20 protein-coding genes are annotated in these 20673 nt (G+C 35.9%); 15 read left to right on the top strand and 5 right to left on the bottom strand.

What is annotated here, in order from left to right; translation table 11 throughout:
• Positions 1 to 340: 340 nt before the first annotated feature.
• Positions 341 to 1342 carry an NADP-dependent oxidoreductase gene (locus I5515_RS16515; RefSeq protein WP_199968720.1) on the bottom strand — a complete coding sequence of 334 codons (1002 nt, stop codon included), beginning with the start codon at positions 1340 to 1342 and terminating at the stop codon, positions 341 to 343.
• A 56-nt stretch (positions 1343 to 1398) separates the two neighbouring features.
• Positions 1399 to 2202, bottom strand: coding sequence for an oxidoreductase (locus tag I5515_RS16510; RefSeq protein WP_199968718.1), 804 nt, complete (start codon positions 2200 to 2202; stop codon positions 1399 to 1401).
• Positions 2203 to 2432: 230 nt separating this feature from the next.
• On the opposite strand from I5515_RS16510, the gene I5515_RS16505 reads away from it, so the two are divergent.
• Genes I5515_RS16505 through I5515_RS16490 form a run of 4 tightly spaced genes read left to right on the top strand, consistent with a single transcriptional unit; the run spans position 2433 to position 6027 of the window.
• Positions 2433 to 3446, top strand: coding sequence for an alpha/beta fold hydrolase (locus I5515_RS16505; RefSeq protein WP_199968710.1), 1014 nt, complete (start codon positions 2433 to 2435; stop codon positions 3444 to 3446).
• Positions 3447 to 3470: 24 nt separating this feature from the next.
• On the top strand, positions 3471 to 4334 hold the full coding sequence (locus tag I5515_RS16500) for an alpha/beta fold hydrolase (protein WP_199968708.1): 864 nt from the start codon (positions 3471 to 3473) through the stop codon (positions 4332 to 4334).
• Between the two features lie 46 nt (positions 4335 to 4380).
• Entirely contained in the window at positions 4381 to 4767 is a 387-nt protein-coding gene (locus I5515_RS16495) for a helicase (RefSeq protein WP_199968707.1), read from the top strand.
• A gap of 9 nt (positions 4768 to 4776) precedes the next feature.
• A complete protein-coding gene (locus I5515_RS16490; protein WP_199968706.1) occupies positions 4777 to 6027 on the top strand; it encodes an NADH:flavin oxidoreductase/NADH oxidase family protein in 1251 nt (416 codons plus the stop codon).
• 62 nt (positions 6028 to 6089) lie between these two features.
• On the opposite strand, the gene I5515_RS16485 is transcribed toward I5515_RS16490, so the two are convergent.
• Complete coding sequence (locus I5515_RS16485) at positions 6090 to 6530, bottom strand: winged helix-turn-helix transcriptional regulator (protein ID WP_199968705.1); 441 nt, start codon at positions 6528 to 6530, stop codon at positions 6090 to 6092.
• 106 nt (positions 6531 to 6636) lie between these two features.
• Positions 6637 to 6996 (bottom strand): winged helix-turn-helix transcriptional regulator, encoded by a 360-nt coding sequence (locus I5515_RS16480; RefSeq protein ID WP_092705997.1) that lies wholly within the window; start codon positions 6994 to 6996, stop codon positions 6637 to 6639.
• A gap of 127 nt (positions 6997 to 7123) precedes the next feature.
• Here I5515_RS16480 and I5515_RS16475 point away from each other — a divergent pair, with 127 nt between their 5' ends.
• The 5 genes from I5515_RS16475 (at position 7124) to I5515_RS16455 (ending at position 14326) form a co-directional block, all read left to right on the top strand.
• On the top strand, positions 7124 to 7981 hold the full coding sequence (locus I5515_RS16475; protein WP_199968704.1) for an SDR family oxidoreductase: 858 nt from the start codon (positions 7124 to 7126) through the stop codon (positions 7979 to 7981).
• Positions 7982 to 8827: 846 nt separating this feature from the next.
• Positions 8828 to 9376 carry a TetR/AcrR family transcriptional regulator gene (locus I5515_RS16470; protein WP_199968703.1) on the top strand — a complete coding sequence of 183 codons (549 nt, stop codon included), beginning with the start codon at positions 8828 to 8830 and terminating at the stop codon, positions 9374 to 9376.
• An 85-nt stretch (positions 9377 to 9461) separates the two neighbouring features.
• A complete protein-coding gene (locus tag I5515_RS16465; RefSeq protein ID WP_199968702.1) occupies positions 9462 to 9716 on the top strand; it encodes a hypothetical protein in 255 nt (84 codons plus the stop codon).
• Between the two features lie 223 nt (positions 9717 to 9939).
• On the top strand, positions 9940 to 11637 hold the full coding sequence (locus I5515_RS16460; protein ID WP_227562751.1) for a site-specific DNA-methyltransferase: 1698 nt from the start codon (positions 9940 to 9942) through the stop codon (positions 11635 to 11637).
• Between the two features lie 19 nt (positions 11638 to 11656).
• On the top strand, positions 11657 to 14326 hold the full coding sequence (locus I5515_RS16455; RefSeq protein WP_199968701.1) for a DEAD/DEAH box helicase: 2670 nt from the start codon (positions 11657 to 11659) through the stop codon (positions 14324 to 14326).
• A 307-nt stretch (positions 14327 to 14633) separates the two neighbouring features.
• On the opposite strand, the gene I5515_RS16450 is transcribed toward I5515_RS16455, so the two are convergent.
• Complete coding sequence (locus I5515_RS16450; protein WP_199968693.1) at positions 14634 to 15086, bottom strand: hypothetical protein; 453 nt, start codon at positions 15084 to 15086, stop codon at positions 14634 to 14636.
• Between the two features lie 207 nt (positions 15087 to 15293).
• On the opposite strand from I5515_RS16450, the gene I5515_RS16445 reads away from it, so the two are divergent.
• The 6 genes from I5515_RS16445 (at position 15294) to I5515_RS16420 (ending at position 20661) form a co-directional block, all read left to right on the top strand.
• Entirely contained in the window at positions 15294 to 17912 is a 2619-nt protein-coding gene (locus tag I5515_RS16445; RefSeq protein WP_199968691.1) for a type VI secretion system Vgr family protein, read from the top strand.
• Positions 17913 to 18014: 102 nt separating this feature from the next.
• Positions 18015 to 18419 (top strand): DUF4123 domain-containing protein, encoded by a 405-nt coding sequence (locus I5515_RS16440; RefSeq protein ID WP_227562750.1) that lies wholly within the window; start codon positions 18015 to 18017, stop codon positions 18417 to 18419.
• A gap of 1 nt (position 18420) precedes the next feature.
• Positions 18421 to 18846 carry a hypothetical protein gene (locus I5515_RS16435; RefSeq protein ID WP_199968688.1) on the top strand — a complete coding sequence of 142 codons (426 nt, stop codon included), beginning with the start codon at positions 18421 to 18423 and terminating at the stop codon, positions 18844 to 18846.
• A complete protein-coding gene (locus I5515_RS16430) occupies positions 18837 to 19544 on the top strand; it encodes a hypothetical protein (protein WP_199968686.1) in 708 nt (235 codons plus the stop codon). The genes I5515_RS16435 and I5515_RS16430 overlap by 10 nt, the downstream gene beginning before the upstream one ends.
• 9 nt (positions 19545 to 19553) lie before the next feature.
• Positions 19554 to 20051, top strand: a complete 498-nt coding sequence (locus tag I5515_RS16425) for a hypothetical protein (RefSeq protein WP_199968683.1) — start codon at positions 19554 to 19556, stop codon at positions 20049 to 20051.
• Positions 20052 to 20142: 91 nt separating this feature from the next.
• Positions 20143 to 20661, top strand: a complete 519-nt coding sequence (locus tag I5515_RS16420; protein ID WP_199968682.1) for a DUF2247 family protein — start codon at positions 20143 to 20145, stop codon at positions 20659 to 20661.
• Positions 20662 to 20673: the final 12 nt, after the last annotated feature.

Here is a 20673-nt window from a genome sequence, read left to right as displayed (position 1 = left end):
ATTGTTTTAAAAATAATGTTTCAAGGTTTGTACTTTTTTGTTGTCTTAAATAATTTAAAATAAAACTCAGGTTTAACTATTTTATTATATTTGACTCATATCAAGAATGGGTAGAGAAAAAATTTTAATGAGGAAGTCTATTTAGTTAATTTAAAAGCCAATATATCAAAACAAGACACCTCCATATTTTTGTGGGATTGATGGGGCAATGGTTCAGCTTTTAGACCGAAACAAACCAGATGAAATACAAATAAAAAGCCTCATTTCGAGGCTTTTTATATCAGCTTTAAACAATTGAGGCTCTGCCTGATTAGGGTGTTGAGCTTGGCCTACCAAGTGTTTAATAGTCAGCTATATTTAAAACAACTTTACCTTTTGATCGGCCCGTATTTACATATTGAAGTGCTTCTTTAATTTGAGCAAAGTCATAGGTTTGGTCAACTACGGGTTTAATCTTTCCAGCTTCTACCAATTCGGAAATTTTTGAGAGCTGTGGACCACTCGGTTGCATAAATAAAAATGAATAAGTAATGCCACGTTTTTTTGCTTTATGTCGAATTGACCAGCTTAAAAGCGGGATAACACATTTTAGAAACCAGTTCGGATTAATTGCTTCTGCAAAAGCTTGGTCTGGTGGACCTGAAATACTAATAAGACGCCCACCACGTTTAAGTACATTGAGTGATTTCTCTAAGGTTTTCCCACCTTGTGTATCTAAAACCACGTCATAGTCTTTAAGCTCTTGCTCAAAGTCCGTTGTTTTATAGTCAACAATGATGTCGGCACCCAACTCTCTAACCCAACGAGTGTTTTTGCCACTGGTTGTGGTTGCAACAATAGCACCTAATGACTTGGCAAGTTGAATTGCAATTGAACCCACACCGCCTGAACCTGCATGAATAAGCACTTTTTGACCAGCTTTAACTTTTGCAATTTCAACCAGCGCTTGCCATGAAGTTAAGGAAACTAAAGGTAGGGCTGCTGCCTGTTCCATCGAAATATTTTGCGGTTTAAGCGCCAGTGAAGACGCTTGAACGACCGTATATTCAGCAAAAGCACCATTCAGATCGGTCTTGGCATAGACTTCGTCTCCGACTTTAAACTGAGACACCTTCGATCCTACTTCTACAACTGTACCTGCAAAATCATTGCCTAAAATGAAAGGAAATGGAACAGGCAGAATGGCCTTAAAATCACCATCTAAAACTCGTATGTCGAGAGGGTTAATACTGGCTGCATGAACTTTAACAAGGACAGCATCTTCGCTTAGAGATGGTTTGGGTTGTTCATTGATTTGTACATCATCAATCTTGCCATAACGGCTTATGTAGGCTGCTTTCATTTTAAACCTCTATTATTTGAAATTTGTTTTTAATGTTTTATAAGCTTAAGTTTGCTCTAAACTTTTAAGCTGCGCTGAATTAATTTGTCAAAGATCTTTGCTGGTGCAAATCGTCTTAACGCTTTTAAGTTTTTTGCAGTTTTGCCTGCTGTGTAACGAGGTACAACATGTTGACTCTCAATGACATTTAAAATGGTATGGGCAACCACACTAGGGTCATCCGACTTATTAATTGAATTAATCATTTGGCGATGTAACTTTTCACGCGTTTGATCGTAAAAAGAAACTTTATTGTCTGCTTCAAGTAAGTTTACTCCTAAAGAAGTATTGGTATAAGCAGGTTCAATTAGAGACACACGAATTCCTTGTGATCTTAGTTCGTGGTCTAAAGATTCAGAATAACCTTCAAGAGCATGTTTAGACGCAGAATAAAGAGCGCCAAAAGGCATAGGCACAAGTCCAAGAATTGAACTGATATTTAAAATAAGCCCTGAGTTTTTCTGACGCATGTGAGGAATAACTGCGCGAGTCATTCGAACGGCACCAAAAAAGTTAGTATCAAAAATAGCTTGTGCTTGTTGCATTGAGCTTTCTTCAGCACCAGCAGGTGATATTGCAAACCCAGCATTGTTAATTAAGACATCAATTCGGCCTTCATTCGCAATTACTTTTTCAATGGCTTGAGTGACCGAATCGTCTTGATTTACATCTAACTCAATCAGATGAAATTTATAGTTTGATGAATTTTTCGCTTGGCGGCTTGTGCCATAAACAATAAATCCTGCCGCATGTAAAAGGTCTGCGGTCGCTAAACCAATACCCGAAGATGCACCTGTAATGAGAACTACTTTGCTGGTCATATCATGTTCCTTACTTAAACTTTGTCGCCTGAACCAATCAATTCCGGCTTGATTTTTTCATCATAATCTAAAAATAAAATAGTTACTACTAAAAAGATAGTGACAAATAAATATTGTGGTCGTATAGTAAGTATTAAATGAGTAGTAACTGTGCTGAATGTCGTTAATCTCAATAGATTGCTCATCGAAACAGTTAAATCAGTTGAATGAATAGAATTAGGATCAGAGAAATGAAATTTCTATTAAATACAATTGCGATGGGGTTAACGGTGGCATCTGTTTTTAGCGCTCCCTTAACTCAAGCAGAGACGGTGGCATCTATTTCTTTTAGTGACCACGTAACTCAGGAGAATAAAATGTCATCAAATATTGTTACCAATCCGCAAGCAGGTTCAATCTCTCAACAAGATACAAATTGGAAGAATGTACCCACTCAATTTATTCGTGCAGGTGACGTTAACTTCGCTTACCGAGAATATGGTCAACAAAACGGTGGAACGCCTATTATTTTCTTAAATCATTTAGCGGCAGTATTAGATAACTGGGACCCACGAATTATTGATGGAATTGCGGCTAAACATCATGTTGTGGTGTTTGATAATCGTGGGGTTGGTGCTTCTACAGGTAAACCAGCCCAGTCGATTGAGCAAATGGCAGACGATGCGATTGCTTTCATTCAAGCAAAAGGCTTTAAGCAAGTTGATTTATTTGGCTTCTCGATGGGCGGCATGATTTCACAAGAGATTGTTTTGAAGCAGCCAAATTTAGTTCGAAAAATGATTTTATCGGGAACAGGCCCTGCGGGCGGTACAGGAATTAATACCGTAGGACGAATTTCAAATTGGGATTTAGTCCGTGGAATGGTGACTGGCCAAGACCCTAAGGTTTATCTCTTCTTTACGCGTACAGAAAATGGTAAATCTGCTGCAAAACAGTTTATTCAACGTATTAATGAACGTACCGAAAACCGCGATAAAGAAATCACCATTTCTGCCTATCGTGCCCAGCTTAAAGCACTCAAAAAATGGGGAAGTAAGAAACCTTCCGACCTTTCTGTGATTCAACAACCTGTGTTAGTTGCTAATGGTGATCATGATCGAATGGTCCCAACCGTAAATACCTATGATTTGGCAAAACGGTTGCCGAATAGTTCTCTCGTTATTTACCCCGATGCGGGCCATGGCGGAATTTTTCAGTTCCATGAAGATTTTGTAAAACAATCACTTACATTCTTAGCGAAATAAGAACTGAGATTTAGGACAATGACGATGACAACAATTACACATCAAACAGCCGAGACCCAATTCATTGAACTAGATGGAGCAAAATTTGCCTATCGTCGCTGGGGTAACTCAAACACTGGCCAACCACCGCTATTTTTTCTTCAACACTTTCGAGGTGGTTTAGACAATTGGGACCCAATCATTACAAATGGTTTGGCACAAGGTCGTGAAGTCATTTTGTTTAACGGTCGAGGGGTTGCTTCATCTACAGGTCAGCCTCGTACCCGCATTGAAGATATGGCCGATGATGCAGCAGCAGTCATTCGTGCATTGGGCTTAAAACAAGTTGATTTATTAGGCTTTTCACTCGGTGGGTTTCAGGCACAAGATTTAGTACACCGTCATCCTGAACTTGTAAGAAAGTTGATGCTTTTAGGTACAGGGCCAAGAGGCGGTAAACCACGCGGTGACGACCCAGAAGTGGCTGCATTGGTATTGAAGCATGCAACAACTGCTGTGCCTTCCGAAGAAGACTTTCTCTTTTTATTTTTTGGCCGATCTGAAGCTGCTATTCAAGCGGGCCATGACTTTTGGCAACGTCGCCATGAACGCAAAAATCAAGATACACCAAGCTCAGTTGAGGTCATGCAGGCACAGATAGAAGCCAATATGCATTTTTTACCTAAACTTGATGAACAAGACCCATTTGCGCATTTACGTGAGATTAAACAGCCTACTTTCATTTTAAATGGTGTCGATGATGTGATGATTCCGACCATCAACGCATATCACATGGCACTTAACATTCCAAATGCGCAGCTATTTATCTATCCAGACGCAGGACATGGCGCTCAATTTCAATATCCTGAACGCTTTGTAAAGCATGCAATACAGTTTTTAGATGAATAAATGCATGAGTTTGAGCTAGTCAATTTGATGAATCAAGAAGACAAAAATGATGAAATTTAAACTATTGCTGTGGATGCTGACCAAGCTTATGCAGCGTGCAGTAAAAAAGAATCCGAAATGTGCAGCGTATGTGAATGATAAAAATGTCACCTTTCAGATTCAGACGACAAGTGGTGAAGGGCGCTATTTTGAAGTCAAAAATGGCAAGATTAACTCGTACTCAGGGCTAACCAAGTCGCCAAGTTTTATCTTTACATTTAAGACTGCGAGTAAAGGATTCGCCGTATTGTCTGCTAAAGACAGTGTAAATACGTTTTTAACTGCGCTTAAAACACATGACCTTGTCATTAGTGGAAATTTTGTAGATGTGATGTGGTTTCAAAGTTTAGTGGACTTTATTCAACCTCATTCAAAACCATCTTTAACTGTGTGAGATAAGACCATGACTCAACCGCAATTAAAAACCAATCTCTTGAATCAGCCATTAACATTGCCAAATGGCTTTAGCATTCCAAACCGACTAGCGAAGGCTTCAACCAGTGAAACTTTAGCCACCTATTCAAATAATCCAACCGAAAAACATGTTCGGTTATATCAGCGTTGGGCTGCATCAGGAATTGGGATGATCATTAGTGGCAACATTATGATTGACCGACGTGCCTTGGGTGAGGCTGGGAATGTTGTTGTTGAGGATGAGCGTGATTTTGCGATTTTACAAAAATGGGCAAAATCCGTGACCGATCAAGGTTCTCAATTGTGGGCACAGTTAAATCATCCGGGAAAACAATCAACCAAAGGATTAAATGTACGTAATATTTCTGCATCGGCAGTGCCGTTTGGGCCAGAAATGCAATCTTTATTTGCGACGCCTGAGGAAGCAACAGATGCAGAGATTATAGATATTATTCAGCGTTTTGGTCGTAGCGCTGCCATATGTAAAAAGGCTGGATTTAGTGGCGTCGAAATTCACGCTGCACATGGTTATCTCATTAACCAGTTCTTGTCGCCTTTACATAATTTAAGAAACGATGAGTGGGGCGGTACACCTGAAAAACGCCGTCGTTTTTTAATGGAAGTGTATGCAGAAATCCGCAAACAAGTCGGTAAAGAGTTTCCGATTGCAATTAAGCTTAACTCGGCAGACTTTCAAAAAGGCGGCTTTACCGAACAAGACTCGTTAGAAACTATTCAGGCTTTAGCAGATGCAGGTATCGACCTGATTGAAATATCGGGCGGGACGTATGAATCAGGAGTAGCCAAAGCACCACAAAAAGCATCGACCATTGCACGTGAAGCTTTCTTTATTGATTTCGCAGAAAAAGTAAGAACACTCGTAAAAACACCACTTATGGTTACAGGTGGTTTTCGAACCATTGAAGGCATGAATCAAGCTTTGCAGTCTCAAGCGTGTGATGTTATTGGGATTGCGAGAATTATGGCGATTGAACCTGATGTACCTAAATATTTGCTGGCGGGCAAAAATGGTCTTCAGTCGGTGCATCCTATCAAAACAGGCATTAAGAAAGTCGATAGTCTGGGCGTTATGGAAGTACTTTGGTACACCCAACAACTAAAACGCATGGGTAAAGGTCGAGAGCCAAAACCTTATGAAAGTGGTTTATGGGCATTTATTAAATCTGTTTTACGTAATGGTTGGGGAACTTATGCAACCCAACGTAGCCGAGCAAAATAGCTGATTTACTTTAAATAGGCACAATAAAAAGCACTCCAATTGAGTGCTTTTTATTTAAAATATTATTCGCTTTTTTGGCGAATAGGGCGAGTACCAATCTCGGCACCCGTTATTTGATCAATCACAATCGGTTTAATCTCAGTGCCTTGTTCTGCGTCAAGAAAAGTCACCATTTTGTCGGGCTGTTCATAAGGTTTATATTTTCGGCCCCATGCGCCAATCACAAATAAAACAGGTAGAAAATCTTTACCGGCTTGAGTTAATAGGTACTCTTCACGTGGGGGATGTTCAGAATATTGTCTTTTTTCGAGCAATCCTTCCTCTACTAAAACAGACAAACGTTTAGTTAGCATGGTTGGCGCAATACCTAAACTTTTACGGAACTGATCAAAACGTGTAAAACCCGCATGAGCATCACGTAAAATCAACATACTCCACGCATCACCTAGAACAGAAAGACTTCTAGCGATTGGGCAGACTTCAAGATTGCTATTTTTACTCATATCGAATTTATAAACCCAATAGTAACTACTAAAATAATACTAACATAAAGTGGTGAGTGAAACCAGTTTGAATGTTTAATATACGATAATACTTTTATTTCCCGAGTCAATTTTGAACGATGTCTGCACTCGGCTGATTTTCTAATAATTTGGATAAATTATTTTCAAGCCAAGTCGTCAAATCAAAAAGTCGTTCGGAAGCCTCTCGTCCAAAGTCTGTTAATTGATAATCTACACGAGGTGGTATTTCTGCATAATCCTGACGTACGATAAAACCATCTTGTTCAAGCGTTTTTAAGGTTTGTGCCAACATCTTTTCACTAATGCCATCAATTAGTTTTTTTAACTCATTAAAGCGCAGACGTTGATCTCGAAGTGCCACTAAAATCAAGACACTCCAACGACTAGTGAGTGTTAACAAAATTTTCCGAGAGGGACAATCTGCTGAAAAAACGTATCCTTTCATCGCGCACTACCTTAATTACAAAACGTTACATTTGTTTCTAAACTTACTTTTAGGTAAGTACTTACTTTTAGTAAGTTAAGGTACTACGATGATTGAAAGATATCAACTACATCAGATGGAGATCATCATGCGTATTGCAGTTACTGGTGCATCAGGTCAACTCGGCCAATTGGTTATTTCTCAATTACTCGAACGTACTGAGGCAAAAAATATTGTCGCATTAGTCCGCAATCCTGAAAAAGCATCAGATTTAAGCTCAAAAGGGATCGAAGTTCGCGCTTTTGATTATGTTCAAGACGCAGATAAACTTTCGGTTCAATTGGCTGGTATTGATAAGCTTTTATTAATCTCGTCAAATGAAATTGGTCAACGTACAGTACAACACCAAAATGTGATTAATGCGGCAAAACTTGCACAGGTAAAATTTATTGTTTACACGAGTTTATTAAACGCAGATACATCACCGCTTCTATTAGCACAAGAACATGTAGAGACTGAACAATATTTAAAAACATCGAATATTCCACACACATTATTACGTAATAACTGGTACAGCGAAAACTATGCGATGGGACTTGCCCAAGCAGTTGAGCATGGCAAAATTTTCGGGGCAACGCATCATGGCAAAATTGCTTCTGCTTCACGCTTAGATTATGCGACTGCTGCCGCTGTAGTATTAACGCAAGAAGGGCATGAAAATAAAGTTTATGAACTAGCAGGTGATACGAGCTATACCCTTGATGACGTTGCAAAATGGGTAAGTGAAATCAGCAAAAAAGAAGTAACTTACCAAGATTTATCGGAAGAGGAATATAAAGCGCTCTTGATAGAAGTGGGTATACCAGAAGGCTTTGCCAATATCTTGGCAGATTCAGATGAAGGCGTATCTAAAGGTGGCTTGTATAGTGAAAGTAAAGATCTGCACCAGTTAATTGGTCGTGCCACTACAAGTATGCAAGAGACGATTAAAGAATTTTTATCTTAAGTCGACGCTATATACCTAAAAAACAAAAAGGCTTAAATTTTAGAATTTAGGCCTTTTTTTAACTTTTCACTTCGTGTGTTCATTTTCATAGATTGAAGGGGATTATCTGCTCTGGTTAAATTAACTTCAACATTAGATTAGCATTCTCATTTATTTAGCGATTGCACTTTATTTTATCTATTTAATTAGTAAAACGACTCAATCAAAACCTAATAGTTAACATATATATAAAGTAGCAGAGTTTTATTAAGATAATATTTAAGATGTTCCTTAAATGTGTAATTAAATGAAAAACAATAATTAATTAAATAATTTCTAGCCAATTTCACATTGACACCTTAAATATTGCAGATTACCATTTGCGGGCTGGCCTACATTGCCAGTCGGTTTTGACGGACCGTTTTGTTTGGACTACATCAGGATTATTTCTTCTGAGGAATAGTTTTGCATGTATCTCTCGTCTCTCTCCCGTAGCGGTAGGACGGGAGTGGGACACTTTCGAGTGTGCTGGAGTCCAAACCAGTCCGTCAACCTGCTTCCGTTCTGCCACCATAATTTATAATGCTTTGGCAGAACTCCCAAAAGAAGGAGTTGGCTATGCACATTCATAAATTATTGGCAGTCACTGTCAAAATCTATCTCGACACAACTTAAATCAATTAAAGCAACTTGATCGCCGTAAGGCTTTTTCAGGCTTTAATTCGTCTCGACTAAAACTTAGCAACAATAAAACTTGAGATGTGCCAAGCACCGTCTTTACGGCTTTGCTGTGCCTTTTTTCTCCCAGCAAAGGCACAGGCTTTTTAATCTCATTTAGAAACAACAAGAATTTATAACGGTGAAACCATGCCAAATTTAGAAATATCTTCGAAAAAATTACAAGTTATTCATACCGCAATTGAGCTGTTCAATTTCTATGGATTTCACAATACGGGCGTGAACTTAATTGCCCAAAAATCAAAAATTCCTAAAGCCACTTTCTATAACTACTTTCACTCAAAAGAGCACCTTATTGAAATGTGCATCGCTTTTCAAAAGAGTCGACTCAAAGAAGAAGTGCTGGCAATTATCTACTCAAGCCGTTACCGCACTTCAAAAGATAAACTCAAAGAGATTGTCGTTTTACATGCCAATTTTAATAGTCTGTACTACCTTTTACTTAAAGCCTTTTTTGAAATTAAACTCGTTTACGCTCAGGCCTACCGTATGGCAATAGAGTATAGAAAATGGCTACATCATGAGATTTTTGACCTTATTTTTAGCTTAGAAACTCATGAGTTAAAACCAAATGCTGACTTGGTTTTAAACCTAATTGATGGCTTGATGTTTCAGATTTTAAGCTCAAACAATTTGGATGAAAGGGATGTGGTAGTGGAGAGGTTTTTTGGGGGATAGCAAATGTACTGTCAACAGAAAATGATATTTTTTTAACTGCGTTTGCTAAGTTTAAAACTCTTTAACCGATCAAGGCAGTTGAACAATGGAAAACCAAGCAGAGCTTATGTGGCAAAAAAATGAAACTCAGGCTATTGTGGTTTTAAATAGTGATGGTATTGAACTTTTAGGTTTGATGGTTATCTCTAGAGCGCTAAAACGTGTAAACCTAATTCAATTAATTGGCTCCACTTTAATTGATCATGTGGTAGTTTGTGGTCAGAAGTTTAGTAGACCAGTAGGTCTCGATATATTTTATTCTGAGAGTGGTGAACAAGTGGTATTAAAACGCTTAGTTTAATTAATTGGATGAATTACGGTATAGAAAGTCTTCGCTAAATACTAATTATTAGCGAGGGCTTTTAATCTTTTAATAATTTACTTTTTATCTTAATTATTGATTTAAACCATATTATTGAGGATCAACCTCTTAATTTTTTTGATTGTAATACGCAATTTTCTGGAAAAAATTTCTGTTATGATACTGCTCAATTGAAAAAGCTGTACGGAAGTAAGGAATTGTAATGCCTACATTATCTTGGTTAGGTAAAGAAAAGGTTGTAAACCATCATTTAGACGTGCCATTTTTTGTTTTAGATAAGAAGTATTCTTTCGACACGCAACGCAACGCAACGCAACGCAACGCAACGCAACGCAACGCAACGCAACGCAACGCAACGCAACGCAACGCAACGCAACGCAACGCAACATTATACCAAGAAAATCAATCTAATACAATAAATAATAGGATTATTCATGGGGATAATCTCACTGTCCTAAAAAGTCTTTTGCCTGAATTCGAAGGTAAGGTAAATTGCATTTATATTGACCCACCTTATAACACTGGAAATGAAGGCTGGGTATATAACGATAATGTAAATGACCCAAGAATTATAAAGTGGTTAGGCGATGTTGTTGGAAAAGAGGGGGAAGATTTAAGTCGCCATGATAAATGGCTATGTATGATGTATCCGCGTCTTAAATTATTACATCGATTGCTAGCTAATGATGGAGTAATTTTTATTTCGATTGATGATAATGAACAAGCTAATTTAAAATTAATTTGTGATGAAATTTTTGGTCAAAGTAATTTTGTTGCGAATGTATTATGGCAAAAACGGACGTCACCTGATGCAAGAATTCAATTAGGTGATGCGCATGAATTTATATTAATATATTCAAAACGGAAAGAATGTTTGAGGTTAAATAAATTATCTTTCACTCAAAAGCAAAAAAGTAATTATAAAAATCCAGATAATGATCCACGTGGAATATGGACTTCTTCAGATTTTACAGCTCAAGGTTTTAGACCAAATCAAGTTTATAAGATTATAACTCCTAGTGGGAAAACTATAACCCCACCATCTGATAGATGCTGGAAAAATATAGAATCTGTATTTTTGGAATTAGTTGCTGATAATAGAATTTGGTTTGGTAAAGACGGTGATGGAGTTCCTAGAAGAAAAACGTTTTTATCAGAATCAGAAGGTATTTCATCTTGGACATGGTGGTCGAATGAAGAAGTTGGTCATAGTCAAGAAGCTAAACAAGAAACCAAATTTATATTTTCAGAAATTGATAATGTTTTTGATACGCCTAAACCTACACGTTTAATAGAAAGAATTCTGCAAATAGCTACAAATCCTAATTCAATCATCCTTGATAGTTTCGCAGGCTCTGGCACTACCGCACATGCGGTTCTAAAACTTAATGCTCAAGATGGGGGTAATCGTCGTTTTATTCTTTGTGAAATGATGGATTATGCAGAAAGCATTACCGCAGAACGAGTGCGCCGAGTTATGGATGGTTATGGTGAAGGTAATAAGAAAGTAGAAGGATTAGGTGGATCCTTTGATTTTTATGAGCTAGGTGATGCACTATTTTCCGAAAGTGACCTATTAAATGAATCTGTGGGTATTGAACGTATTCGGCAATATATTGCATATAGTGAAAGTATTCCTTTAGATAACCAGTTACCTCTTGAGAATTCTATTGCTCCATCAGCGTTAGGAATAAATCAACAAACTTTATGGTTATTTCATTACAACAAAGAAGCTATTACCAGTCTTGATTTAGACTTTTTGGGAACTTTAAATCTTCAAAATGTAGTACGTCCAAGTCAGTTTGTTGTCTATGCAGATAAGTGTGTTTTAGACGACAAATTTATGCAAAAGCATGGCATTACCTTTAAGCGTATTCCCCGTGACATCATGCGTTTCTGATAGATAAGGACAATAAATAATGAATTTGAACAGTTACCAACGCAAAGTTATCCAAGATTTAGAAGACTATTTAAACCACTTACAGCAATGTCAGGGCAATATGCTGACTGCCTTTAGCAGTTATTGGCGAGATGCAGGTGTTACAGGGGTAACATATACAAACCATATTGCGAATTGTCCCCATGTTTGCTTTAAAGTTCCTACGGCAGGCGGTAAGACTTTTATAGCAGTCAATGCAGTTGCACCAATTTTTGATTTTATGCAGAACTATATTAGCGATAAGTCAAAATTGGTGTTATGGCTCGTACCATCATTATCTATCTTGCAGCAAACGGCAAAAGCTTTAAAAGATCCAGCACACCCTTATCATCTTCATTTAAAAAGCTTATTCAATGGCCGTGTCAACATATTTGAACGAGAAGAGGTTCTAACTGGAGCAGGTTTTAATCGGGATAGTGTAAGTGATTCATTAAATATTATTGTGATGAGCTTCGACGCACTTAAATCTACAAATAAAGATAATCGCCGTGCTTTTAAGGAAAATGGAGCTTTGGCAAGTTTTGCTGAGTTCAAAGATACAAGCCATGATCTATCTGATTACGATAGTACTTCTTTGATTAACACTTTAAGACGTATGCGCCCTGTGATCATCGTCGATGAAAGTCATAATGCAAATACTAAATTATCAACAGATATGTTGAATAATCTGAACCCAAGTTTTGTATTAGACTTGACCGCCACACCAAAAGAAAACAGCAACGTTATTAGTTTTACTAATGCTACAGCATTAGTAAAAGAAAACATGGTGAAATTACCAGTAGTTGTCTATAACAAAGAAAATGAACAATCCGTATTTGTTGAGGCAAAGGTGTTACGGGAACGTTTGGAACAACGTGCTATTCAACAACATCAAGCTGGCGGTGACTATGTGCGCCCAATTGTTCTATTACAAGCTGAATCTAAAAGTAATCTGGATGCCACAGATTATGAAAAAGTCAGACAGACTTTAAGTGATTTAGGTATTCCAAAAGAACAAATTAAAATTAAAACAGCCAATATTGATGAATTAAAAGGTGTGGATTTATTAAGTCCACAATGTGAGGTTCGTTATATTATTACTATCAATGCTTTAAAAGAGGGGTGGGATTGCTCGTTCGCTTATATTTTGGCAACCTTTGCTAATCGTAGTTCTGAAACAGATGTAACGCAGTTATTAGGACGTATTTTACGTAAACCTTATGCACGGAAACAGAACCAATTGGCTTTAGAGTGTAGCTATGTCATCACTGCATCGAAAAAATTTAATGATACCCTGTCTCAATTATCCAATAGCTTGCAAATGATTGGTTTTGGTTCTAAAGATATGAGAGTGCCTGATGAAAGTTTCTATGAAAAAGGAACTCAAGAGCAATCAGATAATCATACTTTTGATTTAACTCAACCTGTGGTGCCTGAAAATTCATTAAAAAATCAATTTAATAAAAATATACCCCAATATTCTTTTGCTGAAGAGAACACTTCCTTACAAGAACAAACTCGTGATGAACTATCTCAAATAGAAGATGCAGTAAATAACTACCAACAAGATGCTCGGGAACAGGGTTTAGATGAAATTAATCGTCAGGAAATTGCACAACAAGATGGGGTAAAAAAGGGAACTATACAAATGAATCTTTACCCAATGAGAGAAAAATTTACTAGAGGAACTCTAGGTTTATTATTACCTCAGTTTACGATCAAAGTACAAAGTGGCAGTTTCTTTGATGAGGATACACAGCTATTGGATAGAGTCTACTTATTACAAGATTTTAAACTCTCAAATCAGGATTCTAATTTAGATATCGGTAAAATTGACAGTGAAATTTGGCAACTTAGTGTTCAAGATAGTGATGATGGTTCAGATACAAGATTAACTCTAGACCGTTTAAAGCAACGTGATATTAAAGATTTAATTAATCAAGTCGCACAAATGACTGATACGAGCCAAATTAAACAAATTGAAGACTCAATTTTTAATAGTTTTACTAGAAAAGCCTTTTATCCAGTTGATGATGGAGACTTAAGGCTTTATATCCGTAAAATTGTAGGTGTCTGGACTAGAGAACAACGTATTTCTTCAATTAAAAATTTGGCTACAGTTGCACAAGTGTTTAAGCACAAGATTGATGGTTTGATGAATGAATATGCAGCCAGACAGTTTAAATACTTAGTAGATAGTTCCGATATCAATGTATCCCCCTCATTTCAGCTTGCATCAAGTTTAGCCATTCCTGAAACTTTTACTTTACCTTTGGAAAATAGCCTTTATGAAAAAGAGGCGAAAGCAAATAATTTGGAAGTAGATTTCATAACTAAACTTGTTGGCTTAGATAATATTGAGTGGTGGCATCGAAACTTGAGTCGAGGTAAGGGGTTCGCTATTAATGGTTATTTAAATAATCACTATCCTGATTTTATTATTCTGACTAAAAATAAGCATCTTATTTTGCTAGAAACTAAAGGTGAAGACAGAGATGGTTCAGATTCAGCCTATAAAATGAAGTTGGGTGAAGTATGGAAGAATCAGGCAAATTTATTAAGCCACCAGACTGGATACAGATATAGTTATTTTATGGTATTTGAGAAAGAAACTAAGCTTGAGCAGGCTTATGGATTTAACCAGATATTGCAATTGATTGGTAACTTGTAAAATGATCGAACTATAAATAAAGATTATATAAGATATTTAAAAGCTCATCGGAAGATGGGCTTTTTTATTGGAGTAAAGACGGACAAACTTATAGTTTTCGTATAAGAATAGGAAAATATTGATTCAACGTAGCTTCTATATATTTGTTATAAATAAAAAAAGAGACCTTAAGCTGATCTCTTTTTTATTAAATTTTTTATATCTAAAATCTCAATCAACTTTTGAAACTTTTGTGCGCTTTCGGTAAAGTGGGTATTTCTTTCCAAATACAACGCAATCATGGCGCCGATAAAGGTAAGAATATATTTTATAAACAAGGGTGATCAAAGATTTCCTGATTCTCCTTTTTCAAAGTTTCTTGCCACTTTGGTTGTTGCTCCTTGAGCCATTTATTTAAATCTGGCATTTGTTCAATATTACGCTTTACTGAATTTATATAAGTTGGATTAGTAACAAACCTACCCATTAAACATAAAGAATTTAGATCAATTGGCTCTACAGTTTTTTCGAGCTTGAAATTTGCACTTGCTTGGTCATCATATCTTTTTAATAAACTAAGCTTAAATAATGCATCTTCATACATTTGTTTAGTTAAAGCTGTAGGGGCTTCTTTTGAAACCAAAGCATAAGTACCCGCATCAATATTATAAACTGTAGGTAAAAATCTAGTTTGGAGATCTAGTTCTTCTTGAGGGCTTGGTTTTGCATTGCACGCAGTTGTAAAAATGGGTAAAAGACAAACTAATAAGTATTTCTTCATTGTAAAATCTATAGATATTGCTAAATCTGGTAAAATATTGAAATTCCTATTCGCATATTAACACCATTGAAGAAATAAGAAAAATATTATATTATTTAACTATATGTATTAAACTTAATCAAGCTTCAATAGTATGAAAGTAAGAGTATTTTATATACCTTTGTGTTTTGCTCGTATTTTTATTATTAATAAAGGTCATAATAAATAATGTTCAATAGTATCTTTGGTATTCTTGATAAATTAGGATATGGAATACAGAAACGCGCTATTAGTATTCATTTTTCAAATACGCAACTCAACTCTCAAATTATGTTGCAACGTATTGATGGTTATCATGGTCTCAATGAGGGGCTGTCTGCTGAACTTATTTGTTTATCAACCAATCCGTATATAGAACTCAAACAATTTATAGGCTGCCAAGTAGCAGTAGATCAAATTACTGATTCAGGTAAATTATTTAGAACATCAGGTATCATTACAGGCGCTAGTCAGGGGCAAAGCGATGGGGCTTTTAGTCTTTATCGCTTAACTATGCAGGACCCTACAAGTTTATGGCATAAAAGACGTAATAGCCGCGTATTTATGAATAAAAGTGTTGTCGATATTGTAGAAATTATATTCAAAGAGTGGCAGACAAAAAGTTCTTTATTTGCAGCTAGTTTAAAACTTGATACAAGCGGCTTAACTAAATCTTATGATATAAGACCTTTTTCCATGCAGGCCAATGAAAGTGATTACACCTTTCTAACAAGATTAATGCGTGAAGAATCTATTAACTGGCTTATAGATGAATCAAATTATATTATTACTAACAATAGTGGGGACATAGAATCTCAAAAGTTGAGATTAATTGATGATAACTTTCAATTTACTGCAATTGATCGAAGAACAATACGCTATCACCGTTCAAATGCTACAGAGCAATATGACAGTATCACTAGTTTTATTGCAGAGCGTAATTTACAGTCGACAGCCATTCATGTACAGCGTTGGCAAGCAGATAGTTTAAGCCAGCAAGATGCAAGTGGCTTAATTGTAAGTTCACATAAGCATAGTTCACAAAGAGACAATGAAAGTCTTAGTCTGGAACAAGCGTGGAGTTTATCTCCATCATGGATTAGTGATCTTAAAGGTGAAGATCAAGCTACCGCATCAAGTAATGATCAACTTGAGAAATTAAATAGGCATCTTAACCAATATCAAGCTTTGCAGGCTAAATATTTCACAGCACACAGTAGTGTACGCGATGTACAGGTTGGGTACTGGTTTCAGTTAGTTGAGCATCCCGAGCTAGATAAAAACCATGCTGAAAATGATAAGGAATTTTTAATTCTATCCAAACATTTTTACAATCAAAATAATCTGCCGAAAGATATACAAGGGCAAGTTGAAAAATTACTTACTCAGAGCCATTGGCAAATTAGTCAAGATAGTGAGCAAGAAAGACAAGCCAATGAGCTGATTGTAGTTCGTAGAAGTATTCCTGTTGTTCCTGAGTACGATCCACTCGTACATAGGCCTATTGCACATGTACAAAGAGCCAAAGTTACTACTGATGGTGAGGAAATTCATGTTGATGAATGGGGGCGTATAAAAGTTCGTTTCCTGTTTACCCGTGCAGATGACCATGCTCATGACGGCGGTGCAGGTTCCAATGATATAGATACTGACTCAGCTTGGGTTGATGTACTTACCCCTTGGGCTGGGGAAGGCTATGGTACGCGTTTCTTACCGCGTAAAGATGAAATTGTTGTAATTGATTTTTTTGATGGCAACATAGATCGTCCTTTTGTCACTGGTCGTATTCATGAAGCCCAACGAATACCAACTAGATTTGATATTAAAGGAAAATTACCAGAGACTAAAAAACTGAGTGGCATTCGTTCAAAAGAAGTTGATGGAGAAGGTTATAACCAACTTCGCTTTGATGATACAACAGGACAGATTAGTGCTCAGCTCCATAGTAGCCACGGTGCAACACAACTGAATTTAGGAAACTTAAGTCATCCTAAAGAAACTGCAGAAAGTGATGGAAGAGGTGAAGGATTTGAGTTAAGAACTGATCAATGGGGAGCTTTAAGAGCTGGAAAAGGCTTGTTAATTAGTACTGCTGAGCAAGCAAATGCTTCTGACGTACAATTAAATATTCAAAATTTATTATCACAGTTATCAGAATCTTTAGATCAATTACAGTTATTAGAAAAAAATGCGCGTACCAGTAAAGTTTTTCAAGATGAAAACTATCAAATCAGCTTAGATTTAGTTAATCAGGCTGAAAAAACTTTAGAAAAGTTTACGGAGCCTAATATTTTAATGAGTTCAGTTAAAGACCTTCTTTCTGTGAGTCAAGGTAACCAGACTCATGTGGCAAAAGATAATATAAAATTAATTGCGGGCAAGCAATTTGATATAAGTTCTTCTGGTGAACTTACAGCGCAATCTGCCAAAGGGCTCAGCTTATATACACAAGATAAAGGCGTAAATCTATTTGCTACGAAAGGTAATATTAAAATACATGCTCAAAATGACGAGTTAGAATTAGCCTCTTTAAAAGAGTGTAAAATTATAAGTACAGAAAGCTCAATAACTTTAGCTGCAAAAAAAGAAATTATGCTCGCTTGTGGTGGTGGTTACATAAAAATAAAGTCTGATGGTTCAATAGAAATTAACAGCCCTGGTCTGGTCGAGATAAAGTCATCTCAAACTAAGTTTACAAAAGGGGTAAAACATAATTTTCCGCTTCCTAACATTTCTAGTAAGATTTGTGTTTCATGTTTATTAGATGCTGCTAGAAAATCACTACCATTTGTTCATAGAGAAATTTGATATGAAAAGTATAGAACTACTTGAGCAAATATCTGACAATAATCTAGAAACTAATTTTTATTTACTCATTGATGCTGCGAAAGAACCTTTATTTATAAAAAATTGGCTGAAAAAGATTCCGAAAAAAAAATTGTTCAGATTGGTAACTTATTTGAGGGAACTATAGATGAAACTTCTCCATTAGAAGCCTCTCCCTTATTAATACGTATTAATTCTGACTTGAAGTATGAAATTGAAATGCAATTACTAATGAATAATAATTCTGAAATGTTTTCTATCATTGAAACAACTCTATCTAAATATGAATTAATTAATCATTTGCAGCCTTTTTTACAAGCAGAGCTACCGAATGGTGAATTAGCATTGTTCAGGTTTTATGATCCATCAATTGTAAAAATTTTAAATAAAATGTTAGATGAAGAAAATTTTATTTTATTAACTACTCCGATTAAGAATTGGTGGTATCAGAGTTCAGATAATAATTATTTAAGTTTAAAGAGTAATTGATATGGTAATTGAATTTACGCAAGAACATTTAGATGCTTTTCTTTATGATCGTGAGGAAACATTAGCATTATGGAATTGGAATCGATTAAAGCAATTATATAGTGTTTTAGCAGAAAAAAACTTTGGTAATGATGAAGTAAAAGGTGTTCAATTTCTTATTGTTGCTCAAAAAAGAATTAGAAACTATCTTAATGGTATGGAAAATCATGAGGATTATAATAAGTGGAGAGCAGCGTATGGAGAAATCTGTTTTATTTTAAATAAAAATAATATAGATGAGGATCCTTGGAACCGTAGTCTTCTTGAAGAGCGGTTATGGCCTCCTTTTTTAGCAATTGATATTTTAGCAGGAGTGCTAGAAAGTAGTTTAAATAATTCTGCTAGTCAAAAGTTCTATGCTTCATTGGAGAACCATAAATGGGAGTAGCAATTGATGCGGGCTCATTTGGCGGTTGGGGTGTTGCTGCAGAAAAAGTTGGTGAAGCTGCGAAAGTTGGGACTAGAGTTAATCCTATTGGCGTATTATTGACAGGTTTATTTACACCATCTGAGCTAGGTGATGGAACAATTACAGGGATGTTAAATCGACAAATTGATATGGCTACTACAGATATTGAGGATAGTAGATCAACTATTACACAAGCTGAAAAAGATAAGGCTTTACAAGCTAGCCAAGCTAAATCGAAAGAGCTTGAAAGGTCATGCAATAGCTCTAATAAAGAATGTAATAAAGGGCAACATAATGGGCGAATTCAAGCCCAGAATGGGAAAAGAATGATCGTCACAGCTACTGAAGCTGGAAGTGTGTGGACCAATCATTCTTTTCCACCACCACTTATTTTATGTAAACAATATGCACTTTCTATGCGCATAGCTATGTTAAAACTTGAAGGGCATAGTAAACCAGATACTAAAATTAAAAGTCCTATTGATTATCATCAAGGAGCTACCAAAGCATATAAAGCGCAGGTAGCGTGGATGGAATCAAAAACACCATATGGCGTTACTGTTGGAAAGCATTCTTTTAGTTTTAGCGGTAAGCATTATATTGGTGTAATCCCTCCAATTGACGATTGTCGAAGAATTGATTTAGATGTCCTTAAGGGTGAAATTTTAAAAGGTTAAATTAAAATTATGATAGTTTCAGTAAATGTAGTAAGTTTTTTTAAAAATCACCCGAAGTTTCCATTTTTATACTGGCACAAGAATTATGATGAATATACTGCTATGTATCTTTGCTTAACAAATTTATTAAAAGCATACATATCTGAAAAAGATAGAAATGACTGGACTCATGCATATGATTTTATCGATTTTAGACGAAATCCTGATGGTGAGGTAGCCTATCCTTTAATGTGTATTAATAGCAAACTAGAACTTGTAATAAATTTAGGTCCAAGAAAATTAGATGAAAATGAAATTGATGAAAATTTCTTTTCTGTACAAGTCAGTAGAGATGATCGATGGGGTGATAAGTGGATGGATAATGCACCCGAGGAGGAATGGTATAATGAAATATCTATAATGTTTGATTTTAATAATGCTGCATCTTTAGAAAAAATTGATTTTATATTAAATAAAATTATACAAAAAAAGTTAAGCTACAATGAGTTATTGATTTTGGAAGAATAAATTTTAAGTGTGATTACTACTTTTTATATTGAATAGACTATAAAGAGTAGAATCATAGTTATTTTTAACCATTTACCAAAAGTTTAATTAGATGATTTTATATCCAATACCTGCTGATTTTATTAATGAAAAGGTGAACCTTTCTTGGTGTGATATCAAATGGGGCTATGAAAATAACCTGATTACTTGTGAACTACCAATCAAAAAAGCCGAAAATATTGTGTTAACGGAGATCTATACTAACGCCGAGCTTGAGCTGTCATTCCTTATACCGAGTGAATCAAATGATATCTTTCCCTTTTTGAATGAATTATGTTCAGAGACTAATGAAGATTCGATGATTAGAGAAAAATGGCTTTATATACTTCTTAGCTGGCTTTGGATTAATCGCGCAAGTTTTGAAGATCCATTAAGTGAAGTGGAAAGTATTTATGCTGATTTTGATTATCCTGCTGAAATAGATAGTTTCATTAAGTATATGCCTCCTGCGGATGGATATGATCCATCATCACATTCCTATACAGAAAATATTAATCAGTTAATGAGTAATTGGGAAAATTACTTACAAAAGAGTGCTGATATATTCAAATATACTCTATGCTATCCATAGTATTAATAAAAT

The sequence above is a fragment of the Acinetobacter calcoaceticus genome (genome assembly GCF_016508255.1).
Taxonomy (GTDB): Bacteria; Pseudomonadota; Gammaproteobacteria; order Pseudomonadales; family Moraxellaceae; genus Acinetobacter; species Acinetobacter calcoaceticus_E.
This window is presented reverse-complemented; position numbering and strand designations above follow the sequence as displayed.

Excerpts from the sequence above, each read along its gene's own strand:
- I5515_RS16515 (WP_199968720.1), bottom strand. The coding sequence starts at position 1,342 with ATGAAAGCAGCCTACATAAGCCGTTATGGCAAGATTGATGATGTACAA.
- I5515_RS16510 (WP_199968718.1), bottom strand. The coding sequence starts at position 2,202 with ATGACCAGCAAAGTAGTTCTCATTACAGGTGCATCTTCGGGTATTGGT.
- I5515_RS16505 (WP_199968710.1), top strand. The coding sequence starts at position 2,433 with ATGAAATTTCTATTAAATACAATTGCGATGGGGTTAACGGTGGCATCT.
- I5515_RS16500 (WP_199968708.1), top strand. The coding sequence starts at position 3,471 with ATGACAACAATTACACATCAAACAGCCGAGACCCAATTCATTGAACTA.
- I5515_RS16495 (WP_199968707.1), top strand. The coding sequence starts at position 4,381 with ATGATGAAATTTAAACTATTGCTGTGGATGCTGACCAAGCTTATGCAG.
- I5515_RS16490 (WP_199968706.1), top strand. The coding sequence starts at position 4,777 with ATGACTCAACCGCAATTAAAAACCAATCTCTTGAATCAGCCATTAACA.
- I5515_RS16485 (WP_199968705.1), bottom strand. The coding sequence starts at position 6,530 with ATGAGTAAAAATAGCAATCTTGAAGTCTGCCCAATCGCTAGAAGTCTT.
- I5515_RS16480 (WP_092705997.1), bottom strand. The coding sequence starts at position 6,996 with ATGAAAGGATACGTTTTTTCAGCAGATTGTCCCTCTCGGAAAATTTTG.
- I5515_RS16475 (WP_199968704.1), top strand. The coding sequence starts at position 7,124 with ATGCGTATTGCAGTTACTGGTGCATCAGGTCAACTCGGCCAATTGGTT.
- I5515_RS16470 (WP_199968703.1), top strand. The coding sequence starts at position 8,828 with ATGCCAAATTTAGAAATATCTTCGAAAAAATTACAAGTTATTCATACC.
- I5515_RS16465 (WP_199968702.1), top strand. The coding sequence starts at position 9,462 with ATGGAAAACCAAGCAGAGCTTATGTGGCAAAAAAATGAAACTCAGGCT.
- I5515_RS16460 (WP_227562751.1), top strand. The coding sequence starts at position 9,940 with ATGCCTACATTATCTTGGTTAGGTAAAGAAAAGGTTGTAAACCATCAT.
- I5515_RS16455 (WP_199968701.1), top strand. The coding sequence starts at position 11,657 with ATGAATTTGAACAGTTACCAACGCAAAGTTATCCAAGATTTAGAAGAC.
- I5515_RS16450 (WP_199968693.1), bottom strand. The coding sequence starts at position 15,086 with ATGAAGAAATACTTATTAGTTTGTCTTTTACCCATTTTTACAACTGCG.
- I5515_RS16445 (WP_199968691.1), top strand. The coding sequence starts at position 15,294 with ATGTTCAATAGTATCTTTGGTATTCTTGATAAATTAGGATATGGAATA.
- I5515_RS16435 (WP_199968688.1), top strand. The coding sequence starts at position 18,421 with ATGGTAATTGAATTTACGCAAGAACATTTAGATGCTTTTCTTTATGAT.
- I5515_RS16430 (WP_199968686.1), top strand. The coding sequence starts at position 18,837 with ATGGGAGTAGCAATTGATGCGGGCTCATTTGGCGGTTGGGGTGTTGCT.
- I5515_RS16425 (WP_199968683.1), top strand. The coding sequence starts at position 19,554 with ATGATAGTTTCAGTAAATGTAGTAAGTTTTTTTAAAAATCACCCGAAG.
- I5515_RS16420 (WP_199968682.1), top strand. The coding sequence starts at position 20,143 with ATGATTTTATATCCAATACCTGCTGATTTTATTAATGAAAAGGTGAAC.